Origin of the sequence: Flavobacterium sp. NRK F7 (assembly GCF_024054195.1) — a bacterium.
GTDB lineage: Bacteria > Bacteroidota > Bacteroidia > Flavobacteriales > Flavobacteriaceae > Flavobacterium.
This window is the reverse complement of sequence record NZ_JAMXLB010000001.1, coordinates 2,941,938-2,965,794: the sequence shown is the minus strand read 5'-3', so window position 1 is coordinate 2,965,794 and position 23,857 is coordinate 2,941,938. Positions and strand designations below refer to the sequence as shown.

Below are 23,857 nucleotides of genomic sequence, written 5' to 3'. Positions count from 1 at the left end.
CAAAAAAAATCCTATTACATTTCATAATAGGACTTAAGTTTACTAAAATGACTTGTTAAAGCTTAATATTTCTCTTTTTGAAAGCCCCAATCTCTTAATTCTTGTTTGTAGGTATCAGGATAATTGGCTTTTATAGTATAAATAATGGCATTTAAACCTTTATTTAGATTTTTCTTTAAGAAGTTTTTATCACCTACTTTAATTGAAACCTGACCATCTGTTGTTGTGGCTTCTTTTACTAAAACACTATATTGTTGCTGTAAGGAAGTCCAGAAAGCCAATCCAAATTCTTTGTCTCCAAACCCGTGCTCTGTTAGTGCGCTAATCATTAATTTCAAAGCTTCCACTCTTTTGTTTTTATCTGTTGGTAACAGGTAGCGATTGCCTTTGTGTTCAATACCAAAAGTTGCATAATAGCTGGCACTGTTTTCTTTTTTATATTTTTCAGTAATATAACCCTTTACATAGGACAAATGCGTATCCATTGTTTTTTCTAAGGTATCTAAAGTTTGTGTAATTTGTGGTCGCGTAGCACCTTTAGATAATCTAATGGATAATGTGTTGTTGTAACTCGTTGCATCCGCCTGAAATTGTGCAACCGTTAACCATTTTAATGCTAGCCAACTAGAAGCGGCCCATTTTTCACTTACTGTTGTAATAACATTACCGAAGTTAATATCGGCTACTGGAACGTTTCTAGTTTTACTAGGTTTTTCATTTTTGAAATTGTTTGCATTTGTTTCCATAATTACTGCATTTAATTTTAAATTAACGTACTACTAAGTTATAATTTGGAATAGTAACAATAACAATGCCAAAAAGCCAATTAAAATTACCTCAAAATTTTAGAATAGGATAGAGGAAAGTAGCTGCTGTGACTGTTTGTATAAAACCCCAAAAAAAAAGCAGGTGTAGTTGCTACTAAAACAGTGCGTTTAGTGCAGGTAGCAGGTGCAGTTGGTAGTAAAACACTGCGTTTCGTGTAGGTAGCAGCTGTAGTTGGTACTAAAACATTGCGTTTGGTGTTGGTAGCAGGTGTAGTTGGTAGTAAAACACTGCGTTTTGAATAGGTTGCAGGTGTAGTTGGTAGTAAAACACTGCGTTTGGAGTAGGTTGCAGGTGTACAGTTTTTATATAATAGAATTCTTTTTTTAATATATTTCTACATTTATAAGTCAATTAAAAATATAAGCCATGTTAGTAAAAGTATTCGTTAGTGCCGTTTTCGGTCTCGAAGCGATTAATATTATTGTTGAATCAAAATTTTATTTTTTTGAATAGAAAGATTTGTAAAATCCATTATTTTTTACAGTTTCTATTATTTCTTCATAAGTTTCTTTATTTTGTAAACTGAAGTTTAAATTATTTAAGCCTATAATAGTAGGGATTAAACTAGATGCATATATTTGAGAATTGAAATATTTAGCTGTATTTGAATCTAACCATTTTCGTTGTTTTCCCGTTAATGAATTTGGATATTTCTCATTCAATTTTTCCAAGATACTAAATATAAAATTAAGTAAATCATTACCAAATTCAATTACTTTTTTTGAAGATGGAATTTCACCATTATGAATTACTTGATTCCTTATTTCTATCCATTTTTTTGGTAATTCAAATTCAATTTTACCAAATTCAATTAATTGAATAATATAAAATGCACCAAGTTGTCTTTCAGATTGTTTCTTAACCAATTTCCAGCCTTCTATAAATTCCTCTTTATTAATTGATTTACTGTGACAAATTATTTTAATAGTAAATTCAATAAATCTTTCATATGAGCTATATAAAGTTGAAAATGCCTCTTTGGAATAACCATCTATTAAAGCTAGAGTTGCTAAATCAAAAAGTATTTCGAAATTTTCTGCTTGAAGTTTTAGAGCTTGAGTGTGTCCATTTTTACATTCAATAAAATATTCGTTTTCACTATTTAATTCAATTTCAATATGAAGTTTGTTTTCTTTTATTAATTCATTTCTAAGTTCTTCATAATTTGAAGAATCCTCATTTAGACATTGAAAACAGAAATTTGAAACAACGATTTTCATCTTTAATTTTTTGTTTTGTGAATTTAGTTATTAAAATCAAAACAAACGACTTGGAAATGGTTTATTTAACAAGTTCATTTTATATATAAATACTAAATCAAAATCTTTTTTATATTTGTATCTATTATAAGCCAAAATTAAAAGTATACGCCATGTTAGTAAAAGTATTCGGTAGTGCCGTTTTCGGTGTCGAAGCTACCACAATTACCGTTGAGGTAAATATTGATAAAGGAATAGGCTACCACTTGGTAGGATTACCTGATTCTGCGATAAAAGAAAGTAGTTACCGCATAGCTGCAGCTCTAAAAAACAACAATTACTCCTTACCTGGAAAAAAGATTACCATTAATATGGCACCTGCCGATTTGCGTAAGGAAGGCTCTGCCTATGATTTAACCTTAACTGTAGGTATTTTAGCTGCTTCTGGACAAATAAAAACAGATTTAATTACTGATTATATCATTATGGGAGAACTCTCACTTGATGGTAGTTTACAACCTATAAAAGGGGCTTTGTCTATTGCGATTAAGGCCAAAGAAGAAGGGTTTAAAGGTGTTATTTTACCCATACAAAATGTAAAAGAAGCGGCGGTTGTAGATGGAATAGCAGTGTATGGTGTGGAAAATGTAGTACAAGTGATTGATTTTTTCGATGGAAAAGAAGGTTTGTTACCTACTGTAATTGATTGTCAGGAAGAATTTCATAAAACTTTAGCTTTCCCCGAATTTGATTTTTCAGATGTTAAAGGGCAAGAAAGCATTAAAAGATGTATGGAAATTGCGGCGGCTGGTGGGCATAATATTATTTTAATTGGTCCACCTGGTTCAGGAAAAACGATGCTTGCGAAACGATTGCCTAGTATTTTGCCACCTATGAGTATGCAAGAAGCTTTGGAAACGACAAAAATTCATTCGGTAGCAGGAAAAGTAAAAGAAACAGGTTTGTTAACCCAAAGGCCTTTTCGTTCGCCTCATCATAGTGCCAGTCCGGTTTCTTTAGTAGGAGGTGGTAGTTATCCGCAACCTGGTGAAATTTCTTTAGCACATAATGGCGTATTGTTTTTAGATGAATTACCCGAATTTAAACGGGAAGTTTTAGAAGTAATGCGACAACCTTTAGAAGATAGAGAAGTCACTATTTCGAGAGCTAAATTTACCATTACGTATCCGTCTTCCTTTATGTTAGTAGCCAGTATGAATCCAAGTCCGGGTGGTTATTTTAATGATCCTGATGCTCCAGTAGCAACAAATCCAGTAGAAATGCAACGTTATTTGAGTAAAATTTCGGGTCCTTTATTAGATCGAATTGATATTCATATTGAAGTAACTCCCGTTCCATTTGAAAAATTATCTGATACAAGAAAAGCTGAAAGCAGTTCAGAAATTAGAGCAAGAGTCACGCGAGCGAGAACGATTCAAACAGAACGCTTTCAAGAGTATACGCATATACATTATAATGCGCAATTGAGTAGTAAATTGATTCGGATGTATTGTATTTTAGATGAGGTGTCGTTGCAATTGTTAAAAACAGCTATGGAACGATTGAATTTATCTGCAAGAGCTTACGATCGTATTTTAAAAGTGGCTCGAACTATTGCGGATTTAGAAGGGTCAGAAAGGATACAATCCCAACATATAGCAGAAGCCATTCAATATAGGAGTTTAGATCGAGAAGGTTGGTTAGGGTAATTTATTTCAAAAAAGACAATAGCCATTTTGCATTCACTAATAATTAGGGACGCAATTTGTTATTTTAAATAAAATTTAAAAGTGTTTAAAATTACTTTTTGGGTTAATAACAGTAATTTTTAGAATCGCTTTAAAGAGCGCAACTTTGTATTTGCGACTTTACTATTTTTTAAAGCGCAGAAAAAGGGTTGTATAATTACCGAATTGGGTAATTTGTGTTTTGTTTAAGCGGTTTGACGTTGGTGTCTTCTGTGGCAAAAATCCATTACAGTAACATTGACGTCTTTTAATTCTGGAGTTAGAATACTTTTTACGCCTTTATAGTTGTTTGTTAATTCTAAACCGCAGCATTTGCATTGGTATTCTTTAATGTATTCGGTTACATTCTTGGTAGTCACTAATTTATGACCAAACACTTTGCACTTAACTTCTTTGGCGAAGTGAAAGCCTTGTAGTAGTATATTCATAATCAGAGTTTTAGTTTATGTTGCTAAAGTAATAAAAAAATCGACAAAAGCAATAAAAAATCCGATAAAATGTATTTTTGTCATAAAAAAATAGTAGTATTATGTTAAAATAAGGTTGTTAAAATGTTATAAAACCAATGATTGTAGGCGATTTGGGGATTTTTAATCAATTTTTTTTAATTTAAAAATAAAGTTGTTTTTTTATTAAATTAGTTAGTTTTTTAATTAAACAATTGTTAAATAAATACTGTAAAAATGATTTTCGCTCATAATTTAAACTGTTGAAAAACAAGTAAATACTTTTTTATTAAAAAGAATATCTTGTAAATTAATGAAAATAAATCTATTCTATAAATTCTGTGTATTTTAAAAATAAATAATTGGATTGAAGTGAGATTGTTTTTTTGAAATAATCAAGTAGTGATTCCTCAACTTCGTAGAGAAGAAGTAAATCGTTGACTAAATTTTCCTTTTCCGATTCAGTTAATGGATGTGTTCTAATGAAGCCTAGTAAAGATGCTCCAATACCCATTAAATCATATTCATAATTGTCTTTTAAATGTTTGGCAACTGCATAATTTTCAAAGGGATCTAAATCTGAGGAAAAATAGCCATTTGGAAAACCAGAAAGAGCATAATAGGATTCTTGAACAGGAATTATTTTTAAAAGAATCTTCTTGTCTAAAAATACTAATGGGTCTTTATTTATTTTTTCTAATAATTCTAGTTCAGATTTCTCTAAAAAAAGACCTTTATCACATGCATCAACAAATTCAGTTGTTTTGGATTTTTTTTCAAAATTTATTTTACGAATGAAAAATTCAGAAGGAGTGGTAAGATGTCCAATATGTTCTCCATTTTCAAATGCTTTAGGGTCAACTTTTGATAAATCATGTCCTTCAGTTTCGTCTAAATCATGAAACATGGTAGCATGCATACTGGTATATTCTGCTTGATTTAAATCATCTAAAGTGAAAATAATTGTTTGATTTTCATACTCTTTTCTGAAGTTATAATAAATTTCAAGTAATTCCTTTATTGATTGAAAGTCTTCAATAAGATAATTTGGAAATAATCCTTCCTTTGAATTTTGATTTTCGTTTAAGAGTGTGATTTTCATATGGAGTAAATAATAGGTATGTTATTGGTTTAAATGGTTATTTTAAAAAGCAAAAGTAATTCAATTTTTAAATGAATTTTTAAATTACATTCATCTATTTTTAGTATAAAATTTTATCCTTTTTTTTGGTTTCTATAAATATATTGAAAAGCATAAAACAAAAGTAATAATGCAATTAGGATCCAAATTATGCCTACAATTCTACTTGGAATGCCTGTTAGGTTAGCAATTTGATGGGCGTCACTAACTTGGTTCGTTAAAGGGAAAAGTACATCTTCTTTAATATCAATAATAACATATACACAAGAAGTAATGCCTATAAATTTTAAAAATAAATCATGAAAAAGAGGTCGGCAATATTTAAAAGCTAGCATCATGAAAAGTCCAAACCCTAAAGTAATTGCGGTACCAAATAATTCACCCGATTGCAATACAAAATAAGAAAGCAGTAGTAAAATAAGGCCTATAATTAAAGTAATGTATTTATCTTTTACAGATTTAATTGCGGCTAATAAAATTATTATACCACCAATTAAACTCCCTAAATAACCAGCACTAGCCGTCATGAATTGTCCCCAAAAGCCAGCTTGTATTTGATATTCACAATAACCTCCAATTTGAGAATCAATTTGGATTTGAAGAATTTTTCCACCAAAAAGTACAGCCATTAGTCCGTGACTCATTTCATGAAGCATGACCACAAAAAGTTTGATAGGGTAGATAAGTAAAGTATTCCAAAAAACAAAAGCAATTAATAGCATCCCAATTAAATAAAGAATTGTATGGCTTCTGCTTTTGAAATTCATGTTGATTAATTTAAATTACTGATTTTCTTTACTAATTATTTTCTCAATAAAGTCTTTTTCAAATTGTTCCAATTGTATATCTTCCATTTTAAGATTTGGATTAGGAATATACCATCCAAATTGAGAAAAGTATTCTTTTAAGTCGGGAGCGTTAAAAACATAACCATATTGTGCATAAATTGTATTTCTCATAAGACGTAATTCATTTTTAGAATAATTTCCGTCAAGTTGCATTTTTCCTAGTGAAACTATTTTCCCTTCTTTAATTTTTTCATGATGAATAGGATAGGTTATGAAGGATAATTTATTAACAATTCCAAATTCGATGTTTTTTTTAGGTTCAAATTGGTAACACTTAATTTGTAAATAACCATTTAAAATACGGATCATTTTGCAAAAATCATTATCAATGTAATCGAATTTATCTTGTGTTACTTTCCCTGTTCCAATAATGGACCATTCTGTATTTTTATCAAAAATATCATTGACATAAAAATAACTATTTTTCCCCATGTCAATAGTAATTGTCAAATCTTTTATTTTTCCTCCAGCCCATTTCGATCCAGTTGTTAAAATATAATTGTAGAATTCATTAATCGCAACATTACTACTGTAAGGAAACTCATAACTATGCTGAATTTCATTCATGCCAGGTTTAAATGTAATTTCAAAGAGATAAACAAAAACTCCAACTTCTGTTTCAACAAAATCTATTTCATTTACATTTTTTAATTCACAATTTTCACATTCTGCTTTTTTGATTTCATACGGAAGAATTTTTTCATTTTGAAGAATTATGAAATTAGAAATTTGATTTCTATTCTTCATCTCATTTGAGACATCCCCAACTGATGTTGGTGCTTGAAAGCCAATTAATAATTTTCGACTTATATTTTCAGGATTGTTAAAAGTAAATTGAATGGTAACACTTGCAACACCTTCAGGGGAAACCTTAAAAGATAAAATTTCTTTTTCTAATGCTATTTTTGTTTCTTTTGTAGGATAGATTACACCACCATGTGTGAGATATACACCATCATTTGCATATGATATATAAGTCAAAAATAAGAGTAGTATACAATATAAGTTTTTCATCTATGCGAAATTTATTCTATTTTTAAAAAAGTTCCCTCAATTGTTGCATTATGACCAAATTGACCTGAACAATAGCCATTTGTATACATAATAGTTGCAAAATCCTTATAAAACTGTACATTAAATGAACAATTATCTGAGTCTGGAATTGTGTAAGTGAAATTTGTTCCATCTAGGGTAATCGTATCTTTATCCACAGTAGCTAAATTTCGTGCAGGATCACTAGTTACACTTTCAATTTCAAATATAGCTTGATTGTCATTTAATTTTTCAATTGTAAAATACCCTTGGGGACCAGCATCGCTAAATCCATAATGGTATTTGCCAAATAGTTTATTTTCATTGGCAACAATACTTGGTGCAATTACGGTAGTATCTTTTTCTGTTAAATCTAAAGTAAAATTCTTTCTTGTTTTGGGTGAAAACCAATCACCAACGAAATGATTTTCGCCCGTAACAGTACCTGTAATAATTCCTGAGATGTTCCCAGATGATTCAAATTCTAGTAAACGAAACTGATCCTCTTCAAAACTGCCAATAATTTTTATAGGTTGTTTTTCTTGGGTATTTAAATAAATTATTTCACCTACAATAATGTCATTTTCTATTTGGTAATGTAAGTAAATAGGAATCGATTTATTAATATATCCTTTCCAGAATGTTTCAGAAATACCCATTTCTTCTGATTGTGAAAAAGTTGAAGTAAGGGTGTCTTTTACTAAGGTTGGAGTTTCTTTTTCTTTTTTGGATTGACAAGCGATTCCTAAATACAATGCGGTAATAAATAGAATTATTTTTTTCATGTGTATATGTTTACCCTAAAAATAGCATAATCTTTTTAGGTAAACAAAAAGTCAATCTTATTTATTTTATTCTTTTTTCCAAATGGTTTTGAAAGTAGCCACATTATTTTTTGTTAGATCTTCATTGGCCATAAAAATTTGCCCTGTATTTGTCTTAGGATTAAACTTGAGCACACTTGAAGCTCCTAAATCGGAACCTGTATGTCCGATTTCTCCAGAAGGAAAATAGAAAATAAAAATCCCAGAATTGGGTTCTTTGGGATTACTATTTTGTGGTTGCCAATGGTTTTCTGAAAATTGCTTTGAAAAAAAAGTGGACCAGCCATTTTTACTAATTAGATTAGAATTTCCATTATAGCCTTTAATGAGTTCGATTAGATATAGTGATAAATCTGTTATGGTAGTTTTTAGGCTTCCATCAGGATAGGTGTCACAAGAGTATTTTGCTAAAGGTGTTTTATTTTCGTCATATAATAGGGCTAGTTTTGTAGCATCGATTTCGTCAAAAAACCAACCCGTATTCTTCATTTGTAAAGGAGTGTAAATGTATTCTTGTGTAAATTTATTAAAGGGTTTTCCGCTTGCTTTTTCAAGTACGTAGGCCGCTAAAGCTGCTCCAACATTACTATAAGAATAATTTTCTCCAGCTTTGTATTTGCTAAAGAGTTTCTTTTTGGATTTGGATGCCAACGCTAAATTTTTATAAAAAAAATCGTGTAAATTATTTTTAGGAACTACATCAAAAGTATAGGAAGATTCATAGATTATTTCATCATCTATAATTCCTGAAGTATGTGTTGCCAAATGTCTTAAGGTAATCGTATTGGCCTCTTTTATGTTTGGATTACTAATTTCAAAATCAAGATAGTCATTAATATTAGTATCCAAATCAATAATTCCTTTTTCTTGAGCAATAATCAAGGCAAGACCAATAAAAGTTTTGCTAACAGATCCAATGGGTTGGATTGTGTTTTTTGCATAAGCTATTTTATTTTCTTCATTAGCATAACCAAAAGTAGTACAACTTATAATACTATCTTGATTCACTTTTGATACGGCGTAACCAACAAAAGAATCATTTTGACAATAGGAGGAAAACTTACTGAATGAGAAAAATAGAATAATAAGTAGTTTTGAAAATCTCATAATGCTAGGTTTTTTTATAAGACTTTACAAGTTAGATTTTGTTACTTTTTTTTATTTAAATTGGAATAAAAAGAGAACCCCTTATTATGTTTTTATAATAAGGGGTTATTTATCTATAGAAAATGGATCTAAAAACCATTAACAATTGCTAAGAAATCGTCTGCTTTTAAAGACGCTCCGCCAATTAATCCTCCATCTACGTCAGGTTTTGAGAAGATTTCTTTCGCATTATCGGGTTTAACGCTACCGCCATATAGAATAGTAAGAGTATCAGCAATTTCATTACCATATACTTTTGCAACTAAGTTTCTAATAAAAGCATGCATTTCTTGAGCTTGTTCTGGAGAAGCTGTTTCTCCTGTACCAATCGCCCAAACAGGCTCATAGGCTAAAACGATGTTTGCCCAATTTTTCTTTTCAAGATGGAATAAACCATCTCTTAATTGATATTCTACAATATTGAAATGATTGTCTGCTTGTCGGTCTTTCAATTCTTCACCAAAACAAAATATTACGCGCATTTCATGCTTTAAAGCGGTGTCTACTTTATTGGCTAGCAGTGCATCCGATTCATGAAAATAAGCACGTCTTTCACTGTGGCCTAAAATGACTGTTTTTACATTAATATCAGTTAGCATATTGGCAGCAATTTCACCTGTGTAAGCTCCACCTTCCGCTTGATGCATGTTTTGAGCAGCCACTGTAATTCCTTTTCCAGCAACTTTGTCTTGTGCTGCTTTTAGATTAACAAATGTAGGTGCTACAATAATTTCAGCGGTAGTATCTTGTTTTTTGGCTAGTATCTCCTCTAATAAAGCTAAGGTTTCGGTATGCGTTTTATGCATTTTCCAATTTCCTGCTACAATATTTTTTCTCATTGTTTGTAGTTTTCGTTTGTAATTTATAAAGTAAAAATTATTTTACTTGTTCTTTTAAAGTAGCTATTAACTTTTCATCATCTGCTTCAATAGCTTTGAATAAAGCGATTTTACCTTCTTTGTTCACAATCATATATCTTGGAATCCAATCTAATTTAATTGAAGATCCAAAAACGCCTTTCATTCCATCAGTTGTAAGGAAATGTTCTCCTTTAACTTCATATTTTTCAATACCTTTTAACCAGGCTTCGTAGTTTTTATCCATTGAAATAAATAAGTAAGTTACATTTGGAAAATCTTTTTGTAAGGTTTTAACCTTTGGCATACCTTTAATACAATCTGGACACCATGAAGCCCAAACATCTATTAAAACCGTTTGTCCTTTATATTGATTTAAAATTTCTTTAAATGTAATGTTTTCATTTTTGGTTGAAATCATGACATTGTCTAAAGCATCTTGTTTGAATTCGGTATCTTGTGCATTTGAACATGAGGTGATGAACAGAGCAAAACTTAATAAAGCGATTATTTTTTTCATTTTTAAATTCATTTTTATAATTCAAAAATAAGGTTTCTGAATTTTATATTTGTTAATTAAAAGTAAAAAACATTCCTTTTGTTTGTCTTCTAACTTTCTTGATAGTATTAATAAATAGTTATTTGAAAAGATTTACTTACTGTATTGCCACAAATTCTATCACTACTATTTTCATCATTATAATCGGTCAGTATGAGGGTAACATTAAAATCATAGGTTCCCGCTAAAGTAGGTCTACCATCAAGGTATAATTTTCTGCCATCTGGAGTTGCAGTAATTCCAGGAGGTAAGTTTCCTTCAATAGTAAACTCTTTGATATAGTAATATTCATCAGAAGCATTTACAATGGTGACTTCTACATAATCTTCATAGAGTTGTCCTACAATTCCATTGTTTAAATTCCTATCTACTATTTTTGCTTCAATTTTTAAAAGACAACCTACAATAGATTGACAGTTAATAAAAGTAATACAAAAGACAAAAAGTAAAATCTTAACAACTTTCATTATTTTAAAATTATTGTATCTATATCATTAAAATGTACTTTTTGAACAATGGTTCCTTTTTCTAATACAACGATTCCAGGATTAGCTCTTACAATGGTTTTAAGTGTTGTTGGGTCACAAAAATAATAGTCAAATGTCAGGTTAAATTGTTTTTGGAATGCTTCTCTTAAGTTTGCATCAGAAGCCGTTAAACCAATTACTTCATACCCTTTCTCTTTAGCTTTCTGGTTCAATTCTTCTAATTTTTTCATTCCTTTTTCTTTCGATTTATTCAAATCATAGGTAATTAGCAAGACCACTTTAGGCTCTTCTAAAATGGTTTCTACATAATTAGTACCGTCTTTTTCGATACTGAAATCATGAATTGGAGGTATATATCCTTCTACTATAATTTTGTCTTTTCGGTCCACAAATTCTGCATTTTCAGGAACTTTATTAGCCATTACATCAGCATATGAAATTTCAGTTTCTACACCATTTATTTTATAAATAAAGACCATTTCATATTCACTTTTTGGAGCTCCTTCTGGAATTTCCATCCCTTTTTGAATATTATTACCCACTTTATACGCTCTAAAATCGATAATTGGAAGATGTTGTAATACATAATATGCCATTAGTAAACATAAGGAATAGGCTGCAAAAACCGTTAGATTTAAAGCCGATTTACCATATAATGGTTTGATGTATTTTTGATTGAAGAACAAAATTAAAATTAGTGCTGTTAAAATTAAATCTTTAATAAAAGATTCAAATGGAGTTAATTTTAAGGCATCTCCAAAACAGCCACAATCTTTTACTTTATCAAAATACCAAGAGTAGAAGGTAAGAAATGTAAAGAATACAATCATTCCTAAAAGACTCCAAACTGTAAATTTTGTTTTAAAGCCAATGAGCAACATTACTCCTAAAACAATTTCAAAAATGACCACAAAACAAGCAATAATTAATGCCATTGGAATTAAAAATTCCATGTTTAATACATTTGCATTAAAATATTCTTCTAATTTATAGGAAAACCCAAGAGGATCATTTAATTTAATTAAACCTGAAATTATAAATAATATACCTACTAAAATTCGGGCTATTTGTGTAATTATATTTCTCATGAATGTAGTTTTTTCAAAGTTACTTTTTTCAAGACGTTTTACTTCTAAATAAGATGTTAATCAGTTGTTAAAGGATTATACTGCTTTTCCTAAATGAATCAATGCAAAAACAGAATAATTAATCATATCTTGGTAATTGGCATCTATACCTTCAGAGACTAAGGTTTTTCCTTTATTATCTTCAATTTGTTTTACGCGTAAAAGTTTTTGCAAAATCAAATCGGTCAAACTGCTTACACGCATGTCTCTCCATGCTTCACCGTAATCATGGTTTTTATCTTCCATTAATTTTTTAGTAAGTGCAATTTTAGTATCATATAATTGTACCGCTTCCTCATAGTTTAAATCGGGTTGGGTAGCAATACCTTTATCAATTTGGATTAAAGCCATTATACAATAATTAATGATTCCAATAAATTCTGAGGTTTCATCTTCATCAATTTTTCGTACTTCATTTTCTTGTAGTCCTCTAATGCGTTGTGCTTTAATAAAAATTTGATCAGTTAAAGAAGGCAAACGTAAAATTCTCCAAGCGGTTCCATAATCTTTTGTTTTTTTGGTAAACAAATCGCGACAAATTGTAATTATGGCATCATATTGTTGTGAAGTATTCTTCATTTATTCGGTATATTTGTATGAAATTTTTTCAAAAATAAAGAATATAGTATTACGATTGAAGTATTCGAGATAAAGATTTTTTATTTTAATCTTCGATTTATTAATAATAAAGAGGAAACGCTTTTATGACTATCAATTGTAGAGGAAAACTAATCGATTTAAGTCGCCCGAAAGTCATGGGAATTTTGAACACAACACCCGATTCATTTTATGATGGAGGCAAGTATAAAAATGACCAAGCTATTTTACAACAAGTAGAAAAGATGCTCAAGGAAGGTGCCACTTTTATTGATATTGGAGCTTACTCGAGTAAACCTGGAGCTGCTTTTGTGTCTGAAGAAGAGGAAATCAATCGTTTGTTACCAATAATTGATTTAATTGTAAATCGTTTTCCTGAAATCTTAGTTTCTGTAGATACTTTTAGAAGTGTTGTTGCAGAAGCAGCCGTTTTACATGGAGCCAGTATAATTAATGATATTGCTGCTGGATTTTTAGACCACAACATGTTACCTACTGTTGCTAAATTGCAAGTTCCGTATATTATGATGCATATGAAAGGAACGCCAGAAACCATGCAGTCTTTGGCATTTTATGAAGATATTTTTAAAGAAATGATGTGTTATTTTTCTGAACGAATAGCTATTGCTCGAAGTTATGGAATTAATGATGTACTAATCGATCCTGGTTTTGGTTTTGCTAAAACATTGGAACATAATTATCAATTAATGCAGCATTTGGATTACTTTTTACATTTAAATTTACCTATATTAATTGGTGTTTCCAGAAAATCGATGTTGTATAAGTTATTGGAAACTACTCCAGAACATGCTTTAAATGGGACTACGGTTTTGAATACGATTGGTTTACAAAAAGGAGCTTCTATTTTAAGAGTTCATGATGTAAAAGAAGCGGTAGAGTGTATTACTATTTTAGAAGAATTAAAAAAAATAACCTAATTATTGAACTAATGAAAATAAACCAAGCCTTGAAGAGTGTTTTGATACTAATAGTAACTGCTCTTTTATTTTCTTGTAAAAAAGAAGATGTTTTGCTTCCACAAACCAATGTGTCTGTTATGGAAACGATTACAGATCATTCTCCTATTTATCTCTTTTATGAAGCAAAGAAAACGGATACCATTGCTTTAGTTAATGCTAAAAACAGCATTAGTACGACCAATTGGATTTTTAACATTGATAAACGATTGTCTTTAGACTTGGTGATTCCAGAGGTGAGAGTGTTACAATCCATGAAAAAAAGAGCTAGTCATACCAATCAAGATGCCATAAATGTGTTTTCGTATTCGGATAGTATTACCAAGAATTTGGCCTTTTTGCCTTTTACAGATGTTCAATTTAAATACGATAAAGATTTTTCAAAATTTTATATCAAAGATCATGGCGATTTGTATTTGGATTACTTTAATTTAACGGTAAATTTTAATAAGGATAACCAAATTACAGTAGATGGAAATGAAGTGGAGCGTGAAGAGTTTATTGCTTTTATTAAAGATTTTGCTGATTTTATGAGTGCTGGAAAAACAACCATTATTCATTTAAATTTTGATAAAAGGCTTACTTATGGGGAATATATTCAAAATAAAGTGATGGCTTGGCAATTAACATCTGATAAAATTCAATTGTCTTCCTATGAATTTATTTATGATGAAGCGCAATTACCTGAATGCGGTTGTAAATTGTAAAATTCATTTTTGTATATAAATAAAAAAGGTATCAAAATAGATACCTTTTATTATTTTACAAATGTTCTTTTTTTATTTGAATTCCGACATTACATCGTCTCCTTTTTTCTTTCCTTTACTGTTTCCATTTGTTGCTTTTTTCTCAAATAATTTATCGATTTGACTTAAAGTAAACGCTTTAGAAACTCCCGTAACTTCATTGTTTTTATTTTTACTCATGAATTGTACAAAAGTACGATCTAAGTTTTTAGAATAGTGTAACCATACAAATTGGTTTGGTAATTCTAATTTAATGTCTAATAATGGATCTGCATTAAAACCAGAAACAATAATTTCTTGCAACTTTGCGAAATCATTATCTAAATCTTTAAAAGAGAAAGAACGCGTATTTGTTTCTTCTTCTTTTTCGACATTTTTATAGAAGAATGTATATTCTTCACCTTCATGTTGAATGAACATATCATTTTGGCCGATAGATCCTAATCTTACTACAGGAGTGGTTTCAATCACTTTAATTTGGGCAAATGCAATACAATTTGAGATTAATGCAAGGGCAATAATGACTTTTTTCATAACTTTTATCAGTTTGGGTTAAGTGTTATTTATTTTTGCTAAATATATGTTAAAAAATCATACTGGCAAAAAAAAATTAATCGAAATGAAGAATTAGTATGTATTTGTAAGAAATAAAATATAAGTTATTAAAAAGAGCACTTTTCTGATTTTTATTGATGGTGATAAGGTTCGTTTCTTAAAATAGTAAAGCCTCTATAAATCTGTTCGATTATAAACAAACGTACCATTTGATGCGAAAAGGTCATTTCTGATAAGGAAACTTTTCCTACGGCTTGTTTGTAAACAGTATCACTAAAACCATACGGACCGCCAATCACAAATGCTAGAGTTTTAATACCTGCATTCATTTTCTTTTGTAAAAACTCAGAAAAACCAACACTTGAAAATGTCTTTCCCTTTTCGTCTAAAAGAATCAAATGATCGGTTGCAGTAATTTTGGAAAGAATCAATTCGCCTTCTTTTTCTTTTTGTTGGGCTTCGCTTAAATTCTTTACGTTTTTTATATCGGGAATAATTTCTAAATCAAATTTTATATAAAAACCTAAACGCTTGGTATACTCATCCATTAAGGCTTGTAAGTTTTTATTATCCGTTTTTCCTATAGTTAGTAATTTGATGTTCATTGGTTTAATTTTGAATAGTTACCATTTATAACTTTCATTGGTAAAGGTCTTTCAAATTTACCATTATAATAATAAAATGTATAGTTATTATTTAATTTATCAAAAGTACAATAAGCATTTTTTCTATTAAAATTTGATTTTTTATCAAATTCTAAAAAAATGGTATCCTTTTTAATTTTGTATTTTCCTTGATTGTAATCTATTCCAAAAAAAATCGATTTTTCAATAAATACATTATCATTTTTGAATTTTAAATTTGTGGTCCCATTTGCAACACCTTCGTATTGAATATAAAGAATGTCATCACCATAAATAATTTTTTCAAAATTGATACATCCAAATGGGAATAAATATATAATTACTAAAACAAATAAAGAAACCACTATATTAATATTCCTCTTTTTAAATTGAAATTTTTCATTAAATCCTTTTTTTAATTGTTTTATGAATAATACGATTAGAATTAAAAAACTTAGAAATAATAAAAAACTTATTAATGCGTCAAATAATACAGGAAGTTTTACCCAGAAATAAGAAGTATTTACTAGCAATAAAAGAGAAATTGAAAAAACTATAATTGCATTTTTTTTCATTTTAGAGTTTTTTCATATTAAACGTAATTCTTGATGTAATGATTATTACTATTCTAACTTTTCTTTCAAATACTTCCCAGTCACTGAATTCTTATTTTTTGCTACTTCTTCTGGTGTGCCAAAAGCAATTAATTCACCACCGTTTTCCCCACCTTCCGGACCAATGTCAATAATGTAATCGGCACATTTTATCAAATCCAAATTATGTTCAATTACAATAATGGAATGTCCTTTTTCAATTAAGGCTTCAAAGGATTGTAATAATTTTTTAATATCATGAAAATGTAAACCTGTTGTTGGTTCGTCAAAAACAAATAAAGCTTTGTCTTTAATCGTTCCTTTGACTAAAAAGGAAGCCAGTTTGATACGTTGTGCTTCACCACCAGACAAGGTAGATGAAGATTGTCCTAATTGCACATAGCCTAAACCAACATCCTGTAAAGGTTGTAATTTTTGAGTGATTTTAGTTTGTTTATGAAGATCAAAGAAAGCTACCGCATCATCAATAGTCATGGTTAAAATGTCATCGATATTTTTGCCTTCAAAAGTAACTTCTAAAATCTCTTTTTTAAATCGTTTTCCATTACAAGTTTCACATTCTAAGTGCACATCTGCCATGAATTGCATTTCAATGGTTACTTCGCCATCTCCTTTACAGGTTTCACAACGCCCTCCATCAACGTTAAATGAAAAATGTTTAGCTTGATACCCTCTTAGTTTGGATAAATTTTGTTTGGAGAACAAATCTCGAATATCATCATAGGCTTTAATATAAGTCACAGGGTTGGAACGAGAACTACGACCAATTGGGTTTTGATCTACATATTCAATATGCTTAATGTTTGCAAAACTGCCACCTAATTCTGTGAATTGCCCTGGTTTTTCACTTACGCCTTCTAATTTCTTTTGAATAGCTGGAAATAAAATTTTCTTAACTAACGTACTTTTTCCACTACCAGAAACTCCTGTAATAACCGTAAGACAATCTAAAGGAAAAGTAAAATTCTGGTTTTTTAGGTTGTTTTCACGAGCCCCAATAATATCGATATGATTTTTAAACTTTCTTCTTTTTTGAGGTACAGCAATTTGTTCTTTTCCATTTAGATATTTAGCTGTTAACGATTCGGATTGTAAGATTTCTTCATACGTGCCTTGTGCCACTAATTCACCACCAAAAGTACCTGCTTCTGGACCAATATCGATAATCATATCGGCTGCTTTCATGATGTCTTCATCGTGTTCCACTACAATTACAGTATTGCCTAAATCACGAAGGTCTTTCAATACTTCTATTAAACGTTCGGTATCTTTTGGATGTAAACCAATACTTGGCTCATCTAAAATATACATAGAGCCCACCAAACTACTTCCTAAAGAGGTAGCCAAATTAATACGTTGTGATTCTCCTCCCGAAAGAGAAGCTGAATTTCGATTTAATGTCAAATAACTTAATCCCACATTCGCTAGAAACCCTAAACGATTATTAATTTCAATAAGTAATCGTTTTGCTACTTTAGCATCGTACTCATTAAGCTCTAATTTTTTGAAAAATTCAATTAGATTCACAATTGGTAAATCGACCAATTCGGTAATGGTATGATTGGCAATCTTAATATTATTCGCTTCAGGTCGTAGTCTTTTCCCTTTACACAGTGTACACTTGGTTTTGCCTCTATAACGAGATAATAAAACCCGATTTTGAATTTTATAATTTTTTTCTTCTAATTCGGTGAAGAAATCATGTAATCCGGTAAAGTATTTATTTCCGTCCCAAATAAGTTGCTTTTGCTCTTTAGTCAACTCAAAGAAAGATTTATGAATGGGGAAATCAAATTTATAGGCATTGTTAACCAATTGATCGCGGTACCAACTCATACTGTCTCCTCTCCATGGAAAGATAGCATTTTCATAGACTGACAATGCAGTATTGGGAATTACTAAATCTTCATCAATACCAATAATGTTTCCGTAACCTTCACATTTAGGACAAGCTCCATATGGGTTGTTAAAACTAAACAAATGGACATTAGGTTCTAAAAAAGTAATCCCATCCAATTCAAAATTGGAACTATAATGTAGTCTTTTTTGAGTATCTACTTCTTGTAAATAACACTCACCTTTACCTTCATAAAAAGCAGTTTGAACGGCATCAGCTAATCGATTGTAGAATTCTTCTTCCTCTTTTACAATAATACGATCAATAATCAAAAATATTTCATTATCTGAGGTCACTTCGAGCGAAGTCGAGAAGTCATCCAAACGAATCATTTCATTATTCACCAAAATACGAGCAAAACCTTGTTGAAGTAGTACTTTTAATTTGTCTTCTAATGCTCTTCCTTTTTCCAAATGAATAGGAGCTAAAAGCAACCATTTTGAATTTAATTCAAACGTCTTTATTTCTTCGATGACGTCTGTAACCGTATCTTTTTTTACTTCTTTTCCTGAAATGGGAGAGTAGGTTTTACCAATTCGAGCATATAAAAGTTTTAAATAATCGTATATTTCAGTAGAAGTACCAACAGTAGAACGTGCATTGGTAGTATTAACTTTTTGTTCAATGGCAATAGCTGGAGCAATTCCTTTAATATATTCTACTTTAGGTTTGTCTAAACGACCTAAAAATTGTCTAGCGTAAGAAGACAAACTTTCAACATAGCGCCTTTGACCTTCTGCGTAGAGGGTATCAAAAGCCAAGCTAGATTTTCCTGATCCAGACAATCCAGTTATGACTACAAGTTTGTTTCTAGGAATAGCGACATCTATATTTTTGAGATTATGCAATTGAGCTCCTTTAATAAGGATATTTTTTTTAGGCTCTAATTTTGAAAAATCTGTTTTTACCATAATAAAATCTAAAGGAATGCAAAGATAATTAATCTAAAAATAAGTTCCATATGCATTAGCATTTCATTTTAATTTATGGATTTTTTTTAACTTTTATAGGTTTTAATCTGTTTGTAGTATCCAATATTCACCTATACATAACCTATACGAAAGCGTTGTAATTGGGTTAAAAATGTTGTAATTCTATTTTTCAAATGTAGCCAAATCTTTTGTTTTAAAGGCTTTTAGTGTTTTTTTTAATGCTTTGTTTCAAAAGATTATATTGTATAGTTAGTATAACAGTTATTTTGTTATTTATAGCTTTTTAGTTTATAAATTTATATATTCTTATTTTTTAACCATTTTAATTGTATAATATGAAAAAAATTACTCTTTTAATTACCTTATTAGGAATTTCGACTGGGTTTTCCCAATCTTTTCCACTTGACTTTTCAGATCCTTTGGATTTGATGACTGGCTATGATGGTTGTAATGTAACTTTAGTTGATGATTCAGGGAATATGGTTGCACAAGTTGTAGGAGGTGGACAATTATATGATACGGCTCAATTAGATTTAGCTCAAAATTTAAATTTAGCAGATGACGCAAATAATACCATTACTTTTAGGATTAAACCTGCTGCAGGTACAACAACAGGAAATCATTTGCTGAAATTTGAAGGGGGTGTAGGTGGCCCCGCTACTGTAGAATTACCATTTACAACTTCCGGTACTGCATGGCAAAACATAACATTAAATTTTGGAAGTGGTTTAGGAAATTATTCAAAAGTGGTTCTTTTTACTGATTTTAATAATTATGAAACAGATACGTACTGGATTGATGATTTTGCAGGAGGAACAAATGTAGCTCCGCCACCACCATTACCAACACCTTCTGGCCCTGCACCTGTTCCTACAGCAGATCCTTCCACAGTGGTAAGTATGTATAGTGAATCGTATCCAAATACGTATCAATATTCTTTTGGAACCGCTTCAGATGTTGACTTAGATTCTGGGTCGGGTGTAAACAATGCATTAAAAATTAATTTTGCTGTTGCAGGTTTTGGAGCAGGATATACGGAAACAAATGTAACGAGTGCTCAGTTTGTTCATTTTGATTATTGGACAAGTGATGCAACTACTTTTGGATTGTATTTGATTTCAAATAGTCCCGTTATGGAATATGTATATCGTTTGCCAGAACAGGAAGCCATCGTTTTAAATACATGGAAAAGTGTTACTATACCCATGTCTTATTTTACTAATTTAGGATTTAATCCAGCAACTTGGTTTCAGTATAAGTTTGATGTGTTAGCTGCTACTCCAGGTACAGTTTACTTTGATAATATTTATTTCACATCGGCAGCTTTGGATATTGAAAATTTTGATACAAAAACAGTACAGATGTATCCTAATCCAGCTACTACTTCTTTAAGTTTTAAAACTAACACAAAAATTAATCAAGTTAAGCTACTTAATCAATTAGGTCAAGAAATATTGGTAAACACAGTAAATGATAATCAATTTTCTATTAATGTTGAGGGGTTGCAAAAGGGACAGTATTTTGTTACTTTACAATCCGATAACAATGTAATAACAAAGATTTTTATAAAAAGTTAATCACTTTATTATTTTAAATACGAAAAAGGTGTGCTGTGCATACCTTTTTTTATATTTTTATAATGTCATACATTAATTTTAAATGTTTTAATCGATTAAAATATATTTATTTTGAGATCAAAAGTTTTTCTTTTTATATTTTTTTGCTTTTTGAATAGTTTTTCACAAGAATTACCTCCTATAGTAAAGTATCCTCAAAATGCTTACTCAGCAGGGAATCAAAATTGGATGATTACCCAAGACAAAATGCATTCTGTTTTTTTTGCTAATAATGAAGGATTGTTAGAATTTAATGGCGCCAATTGGATTTTGTATCCGTCTCCTAATGAGACAATTATCCGTTCTGTTAATGCAATTGATGATAAAATTTTTACTGGTGCCTACATGGAATTTGGTTTTTGGTCTAGAAATCCAAATAACGAATTGTTTTATACCTCATTAAGCTCTAAAGTAAAAGAAAAATTGATAGATGATGAACAATTTTGGAACATTCTTCATTATGAACAATGGATTATTTTTCAATCCTTTAATAGAATCTATATATATGATACTAAAAATGAGGTATTTAATATTATTTCTGAAACTGATGCTATACTAAAAGCATTCGTAGTCAATAATGCGATTTATTTTCATGTTATCAATAAAGGATTATTCGAAATTGAAAAAGGTAAAAGCAAACTTATTTCAAATGATCCTATTTTTTTAAATAGTAAGATTGTAAACTTATTTTTTATAAATGAAGAATTGTTAGTTCAAACTGAATTTTCAGGTTTTTTCAAATTAAAAGAAGGAAGATTAAATAAGTTTGTTACTGATGCTGATTCTGAAATTGCATCTAGTAATGTGTATAGTAGTTTGTTATTGTCTGATGGAAGTTTTGCTGTTGGAACGGTTTCAAATGGGGTTTTTATATTAGATAGTAATGGGAAGATTAAATATCATTTAACGCAAAATAAAGGGTTAAGTAATAATACTGCCTTATCTCTTTTTGAAGATGTAGATAAGAATTTGTGGATAGGACTTGATAATGGTATCAATTGTATTAATTTGCAGTCACCTATAAAAAGCTTTTCTGATGATACTGGAATTTTAGGAACAGTTTATGCTTCAATAGTTCATAAGGATAAGTTATATGTGGGAACCAATCAAGGATTGTTTGTTAAGAAATTAAAAGACGAGGACTCTTTTCAATTTGTTCAAGGAACTAAAGGACAGGTTTGGTCTTTATTTGCAGAGAAGGATGATTTATTTTGTGCGCATAATGTGGGTACTTTTTTGATAGATGATACGAAAGCGAATCTTTTATATGCAGGTTCTGGAACTTGGAAAATTGAAAAAATACCCAATAGATCCGATTTGTTACTTCAAGGAAATTATATTGGTTTGACTATTTTAAAAAAAGTGAATAATCAATGGGTTTTTAGTCATAAAATTAAAGGTTTTGATTATTCATCAAAGCATTTTGAGTTAACCAAATCTCAGGAAGTCTATATTAGTCATGAGTACAAGGGTGTATTTCGACTGCAATTGGATCCTAGTTTCACTAAAGCTACTTCTTTTTATACCTATCCTTCTCCTTCTAAAGGTAAAAACTCTTGTTTAATACAATATAATAGTAATATATACTATGCTTACAAGGAAGGTGTTTTTAAATTAAATCCTAAAAATAAGCAGTTTGAAAAAGATTCAATTTTAAGTGCTGTTTTCGAAAAAGACGAATATACATCTGGAAAGCTTATTGTAGATCCATCTAATAAATTATGGTTGTTTACCAAGAATTACATCCACTATTTTTCTCTTAGTAAATTAAGCAATCAATTGAAAGAAAATGTGATCCCTATTCCAGCTTCTTTAACAAATTCGATGCTAGGTTATGAAAATATTACACAATTATACAATTCCACCTATTTAATTGGGACAACAGATGGTTATTATACGATTAACTTAAATGATCTGACTTTTAAAGAGTATAAATTAAAAATAACAAATATTGCCATTAATAAACTTAATGAAAAATTGATTAGTTGCTCTATTGTGGAAAACGGACTTTTTAAATACAATGAAAATAATATCATTTTTAATTATTCGGTTCCAGAATATAATAAATACATCAATGCGGAATACCAATTTTTATTAGAGGGTTTTCAAGAAGAGTGGAGTGAATGGTCTTCTAAAACAAGTTCCAATTTTAAAAACTTATCACCTGGTGATTATACTTTTAAAGTGAGAGCAAAAATTGCTAATTCTAAACCCGATGATATAGTAACGTATCGTTTCACTATTTTAAAACCTTGGTATTTTACAAATGTAGCGTTAATGATTTATGTTTTCATTTTAGTTGTAATTGCTATTTATATTCATAAAAGGTATAAAAAGTATTATATTCAAAAAGAGCAAAAATTAATTGAAGAAAATAATTTATTGTTAGAAATAAAGGAGCTCGAAAATGCCCAACAATTAATGAAAATTAAAAATGAGCAATTGGCGCAAGATGTAGATAGTAAAAACAGAGAATTGGCAGTTTCAACGATGAGCTTAATTAAAAAAGATGAATTATTGGCTTTAATTAAGGAAGATTTAAAAAATGCACCAGAAATTACAAATAAAAGTGTCAAATCGGTAATTACTACCATTACAAAAAATATAAATAAAGAAGATTCTTGGAATATTTTCAAGGAAGCTTTCGATAATGCAGATAATGATTTTCTTAAAAAGGTAAAACAAGATCATCCAACTCTAACTCCTAATGATTTAAGACTTTGCGCTTATTTAAGATTGAATTTATCATCAAAAGAAATAGCTCCTTTACTAAATATTTCAGTGAGAAGTGTGGAAATTAAAAGGTATCGTTTGCGCAAAAAGATGAATTTAGATCATGAGCAAGGATTAGTAGAGTACATCTTATCTTTCTAATACCTATACATTATAAATTTTACCTATACAAGACCACAACATCAACGTTTTCGTTGTTAATTTTAAGTTTTTTTTAAGATTGAGTATTGCTTAAAAATAGGACGATTTTTTATCAATAACATAATTAAAATATATTTTTTTTACAATGTATATTTTTTGTTGAGGTTATTTTTAATTTATTAT

At 29.7% G+C, this 23,857-nt stretch carries 22 protein-coding genes; 5 read left to right on the top strand and 17 right to left on the bottom strand.

What is annotated here, in order from left to right; translation table 11 throughout:
* Positions 1-62 precede the first annotated feature (62 nt).
* Positions 63-746, bottom strand: coding sequence for a hypothetical protein (locus tag NHF47_RS13400; protein WP_252765407.1), 684 nt, complete (start codon positions 744-746; stop codon positions 63-65).
* 519 nt (positions 747-1,265) lie between these two features.
* Positions 1,266-2,048 (bottom strand): hypothetical protein, encoded by a 783-nt coding sequence (locus NHF47_RS13395; RefSeq protein WP_252765406.1) that lies wholly within the window; start codon positions 2,046-2,048, stop codon positions 1,266-1,268.
* 152 nt (positions 2,049-2,200) lie between these two features.
* Here NHF47_RS13395 and NHF47_RS13390 point away from each other — a divergent pair, with 152 nt between their 5' ends.
* Entirely contained in the window at positions 2,201-3,736 is a 1,536-nt protein-coding gene (locus NHF47_RS13390) for a YifB family Mg chelatase-like AAA ATPase (protein WP_252765405.1), read from the top strand.
* 224 nt (positions 3,737-3,960) lie between these two features.
* Here the strand turns inward: NHF47_RS13390 and NHF47_RS13385 are convergent, their stop codons facing one another.
* From NHF47_RS13385 to NHF47_RS13335, 11 genes are all read right to left on the bottom strand, one after another.
* On the bottom strand, positions 3,961-4,203 hold the full coding sequence (locus NHF47_RS13385) for a hypothetical protein (protein ID WP_252765404.1): 243 nt from the start codon (positions 4,201-4,203) through the stop codon (positions 3,961-3,963).
* Between the two features lie 343 nt (positions 4,204-4,546).
* Positions 4,547-5,323 (bottom strand): hypothetical protein, encoded by a 777-nt coding sequence (locus NHF47_RS13380; protein WP_252765403.1) that lies wholly within the window; start codon positions 5,321-5,323, stop codon positions 4,547-4,549.
* A 113-nt stretch (positions 5,324-5,436) separates the two neighbouring features.
* Complete coding sequence (locus NHF47_RS13375; protein ID WP_252765402.1) at positions 5,437-6,129, bottom strand: M50 family metallopeptidase; 693 nt, start codon at positions 6,127-6,129, stop codon at positions 5,437-5,439.
* Between the two features lie 15 nt (positions 6,130-6,144).
* Positions 6,145-7,224 carry a YARHG domain-containing protein gene (locus NHF47_RS13370; protein WP_252765401.1) on the bottom strand — a complete coding sequence of 360 codons (1,080 nt, stop codon included), beginning with the start codon at positions 7,222-7,224 and terminating at the stop codon, positions 6,145-6,147.
* 11 nt (positions 7,225-7,235) lie between these two features.
* A complete protein-coding gene (locus NHF47_RS13365) occupies positions 7,236-8,027 on the bottom strand; it encodes a hypothetical protein (protein ID WP_252765400.1) in 792 nt (263 codons plus the stop codon).
* Between the two features lie 66 nt (positions 8,028-8,093).
* Positions 8,094-9,173, bottom strand: a complete 1,080-nt coding sequence (locus tag NHF47_RS13360) for a serine hydrolase (protein WP_252765399.1) — start codon at positions 9,171-9,173, stop codon at positions 8,094-8,096.
* Between the two features lie 128 nt (positions 9,174-9,301).
* Positions 9,302-10,051, bottom strand: a complete 750-nt coding sequence (gene tpiA / locus NHF47_RS13355) for a triose-phosphate isomerase (RefSeq protein ID WP_252765398.1) — start codon at positions 10,049-10,051, stop codon at positions 9,302-9,304.
* Between the two features lie 37 nt (positions 10,052-10,088).
* Entirely contained in the window at positions 10,089-10,589 is a 501-nt protein-coding gene (locus tag NHF47_RS13350; protein WP_252765397.1) for a TlpA family protein disulfide reductase, read from the bottom strand.
* Positions 10,590-10,696: 107 nt separating this feature from the next.
* On the bottom strand, positions 10,697-11,095 hold the full coding sequence (locus NHF47_RS13345) for a hypothetical protein (protein WP_252765396.1): 399 nt from the start codon (positions 11,093-11,095) through the stop codon (positions 10,697-10,699).
* Positions 11,095-12,204, bottom strand: a complete 1,110-nt coding sequence (locus NHF47_RS13340) for a BT_3928 family protein (protein WP_252765395.1) — start codon at positions 12,202-12,204, stop codon at positions 11,095-11,097. Before NHF47_RS13340 ends, NHF47_RS13345 begins: the two co-directional genes overlap by 1 nt.
* A 75-nt stretch (positions 12,205-12,279) precedes the next feature.
* Positions 12,280-12,822 (bottom strand): DUF1599 domain-containing protein, encoded by a 543-nt coding sequence (locus NHF47_RS13335; protein ID WP_252765394.1) that lies wholly within the window; start codon positions 12,820-12,822, stop codon positions 12,280-12,282.
* A gap of 125 nt (positions 12,823-12,947) precedes the next feature.
* Here NHF47_RS13335 and folP point away from each other — a divergent pair, with 125 nt between their 5' ends.
* Positions 12,948-13,778, top strand: coding sequence for a dihydropteroate synthase (folP, locus tag NHF47_RS13330; RefSeq protein WP_252765393.1), 831 nt, complete (start codon positions 12,948-12,950; stop codon positions 13,776-13,778).
* 11 nt (positions 13,779-13,789) lie between these two features.
* A complete protein-coding gene (locus NHF47_RS13325; protein WP_252765392.1) occupies positions 13,790-14,524 on the top strand; it encodes a biopolymer transporter ExbD in 735 nt (244 codons plus the stop codon).
* Between the two features lie 72 nt (positions 14,525-14,596).
* Here NHF47_RS13325 and NHF47_RS13320 read toward each other — a convergent pair whose 3' ends face one another.
* The 4 genes from NHF47_RS13320 to uvrA all read right to left on the bottom strand — a co-directional run bounded on the left by NHF47_RS13320 (position 14,597) and on the right by uvrA (position 19,163).
* Positions 14,597-15,097 (bottom strand): hypothetical protein, encoded by a 501-nt coding sequence (locus NHF47_RS13320; RefSeq protein ID WP_252765391.1) that lies wholly within the window; start codon positions 15,095-15,097, stop codon positions 14,597-14,599.
* A 152-nt stretch (positions 15,098-15,249) separates the two neighbouring features.
* Positions 15,250-15,723 (bottom strand): 23S rRNA (pseudouridine(1915)-N(3))-methyltransferase RlmH, encoded by a 474-nt coding sequence (rlmH, locus tag NHF47_RS13315; protein ID WP_252765390.1) that lies wholly within the window; start codon positions 15,721-15,723, stop codon positions 15,250-15,252.
* Positions 15,720-16,316: a hypothetical protein gene (locus NHF47_RS13310; RefSeq protein ID WP_252765389.1), complete on the bottom strand. Its 597-nt coding sequence runs from the start codon at positions 16,314-16,316 to the stop codon at positions 15,720-15,722. Before NHF47_RS13310 ends, rlmH begins: the two co-directional genes overlap by 4 nt.
* A gap of 48 nt (positions 16,317-16,364) precedes the next feature.
* Entirely contained in the window at positions 16,365-19,163 is a 2,799-nt protein-coding gene (uvrA, locus tag NHF47_RS13305; RefSeq protein WP_252765388.1) for an excinuclease ABC subunit UvrA, read from the bottom strand.
* Positions 19,164-19,519: 356 nt separating this feature from the next.
* Here uvrA and NHF47_RS13300 point away from each other — a divergent pair, with 356 nt between their 5' ends.
* Positions 19,520-20,761 carry a T9SS type A sorting domain-containing protein gene (locus NHF47_RS13300; protein ID WP_252765387.1) on the top strand — a complete coding sequence of 414 codons (1,242 nt, stop codon included), beginning with the start codon at positions 19,520-19,522 and terminating at the stop codon, positions 20,759-20,761.
* A 150-nt stretch (positions 20,762-20,911) separates the two neighbouring features.
* Positions 20,912-23,674: a triple tyrosine motif-containing protein gene (locus NHF47_RS13295; protein ID WP_308219269.1), complete on the top strand. Its 2,763-nt coding sequence runs from the start codon at positions 20,912-20,914 to the stop codon at positions 23,672-23,674.
* The last annotated feature ends 183 nt before the right edge of the window (positions 23,675-23,857 follow it).

What these genes read in the sequence shown, in the direction of transcription:
- NHF47_RS13400 (WP_252765407.1), bottom strand. Translation starts at nt 746, where the DNA reads ATGGAAACAAATGCAAACAATTTCAAAAATGAAAAACCTAGTAAAACT.
- NHF47_RS13395 (WP_252765406.1), bottom strand. Translation starts at nt 2,048, where the DNA reads ATGAAAATCGTTGTTTCAAATTTCTGTTTTCAATGTCTAAATGAGGAT.
- NHF47_RS13390 (WP_252765405.1), top strand. Translation starts at nt 2,201, where the DNA reads ATGTTAGTAAAAGTATTCGGTAGTGCCGTTTTCGGTGTCGAAGCTACC.
- NHF47_RS13385 (WP_252765404.1), bottom strand. Translation starts at nt 4,203, where the DNA reads ATGAATATACTACTACAAGGCTTTCACTTCGCCAAAGAAGTTAAGTGC.
- NHF47_RS13380 (WP_252765403.1), bottom strand. Translation starts at nt 5,323, where the DNA reads ATGAAAATCACACTCTTAAACGAAAATCAAAATTCAAAGGAAGGATTA.
- NHF47_RS13375 (WP_252765402.1), bottom strand. Translation starts at nt 6,129, where the DNA reads ATGAATTTCAAAAGCAGAAGCCATACAATTCTTTATTTAATTGGGATG.
- NHF47_RS13370 (WP_252765401.1), bottom strand. Translation starts at nt 7,224, where the DNA reads ATGAAAAACTTATATTGTATACTACTCTTATTTTTGACTTATATATCA.
- NHF47_RS13365 (WP_252765400.1), bottom strand. Translation starts at nt 8,027, where the DNA reads ATGAAAAAAATAATTCTATTTATTACCGCATTGTATTTAGGAATCGCT.
- NHF47_RS13360 (WP_252765399.1), bottom strand. Translation starts at nt 9,173, where the DNA reads ATGAGATTTTCAAAACTACTTATTATTCTATTTTTCTCATTCAGTAAG.
- tpiA (WP_252765398.1), bottom strand. Translation starts at nt 10,051, where the DNA reads ATGAGAAAAAATATTGTAGCAGGAAATTGGAAAATGCATAAAACGCAT.
- NHF47_RS13350 (WP_252765397.1), bottom strand. Translation starts at nt 10,589, where the DNA reads ATGAAAAAAATAATCGCTTTATTAAGTTTTGCTCTGTTCATCACCTCA.
- NHF47_RS13345 (WP_252765396.1), bottom strand. Translation starts at nt 11,095, where the DNA reads ATGAAAGTTGTTAAGATTTTACTTTTTGTCTTTTGTATTACTTTTATT.
- NHF47_RS13340 (WP_252765395.1), bottom strand. Translation starts at nt 12,204, where the DNA reads ATGAGAAATATAATTACACAAATAGCCCGAATTTTAGTAGGTATATTA.
- NHF47_RS13335 (WP_252765394.1), bottom strand. Translation starts at nt 12,822, where the DNA reads ATGAAGAATACTTCACAACAATATGATGCCATAATTACAATTTGTCGC.
- folP (WP_252765393.1), top strand. Translation starts at nt 12,948, where the DNA reads ATGACTATCAATTGTAGAGGAAAACTAATCGATTTAAGTCGCCCGAAA.
- NHF47_RS13325 (WP_252765392.1), top strand. Translation starts at nt 13,790, where the DNA reads ATGAAAATAAACCAAGCCTTGAAGAGTGTTTTGATACTAATAGTAACT.
- NHF47_RS13320 (WP_252765391.1), bottom strand. Translation starts at nt 15,097, where the DNA reads ATGAAAAAAGTCATTATTGCCCTTGCATTAATCTCAAATTGTATTGCA.
- rlmH (WP_252765390.1), bottom strand. Translation starts at nt 15,723, where the DNA reads ATGAACATCAAATTACTAACTATAGGAAAAACGGATAATAAAAACTTA.
- NHF47_RS13310 (WP_252765389.1), bottom strand. Translation starts at nt 16,316, where the DNA reads ATGAAAAAAAATGCAATTATAGTTTTTTCAATTTCTCTTTTATTGCTA.
- uvrA (WP_252765388.1), bottom strand. Translation starts at nt 19,163, where the DNA reads ATGGTAAAAACAGATTTTTCAAAATTAGAGCCTAAAAAAAATATCCTT.
- NHF47_RS13300 (WP_252765387.1), top strand. Translation starts at nt 19,520, where the DNA reads ATGAAAAAAATTACTCTTTTAATTACCTTATTAGGAATTTCGACTGGG.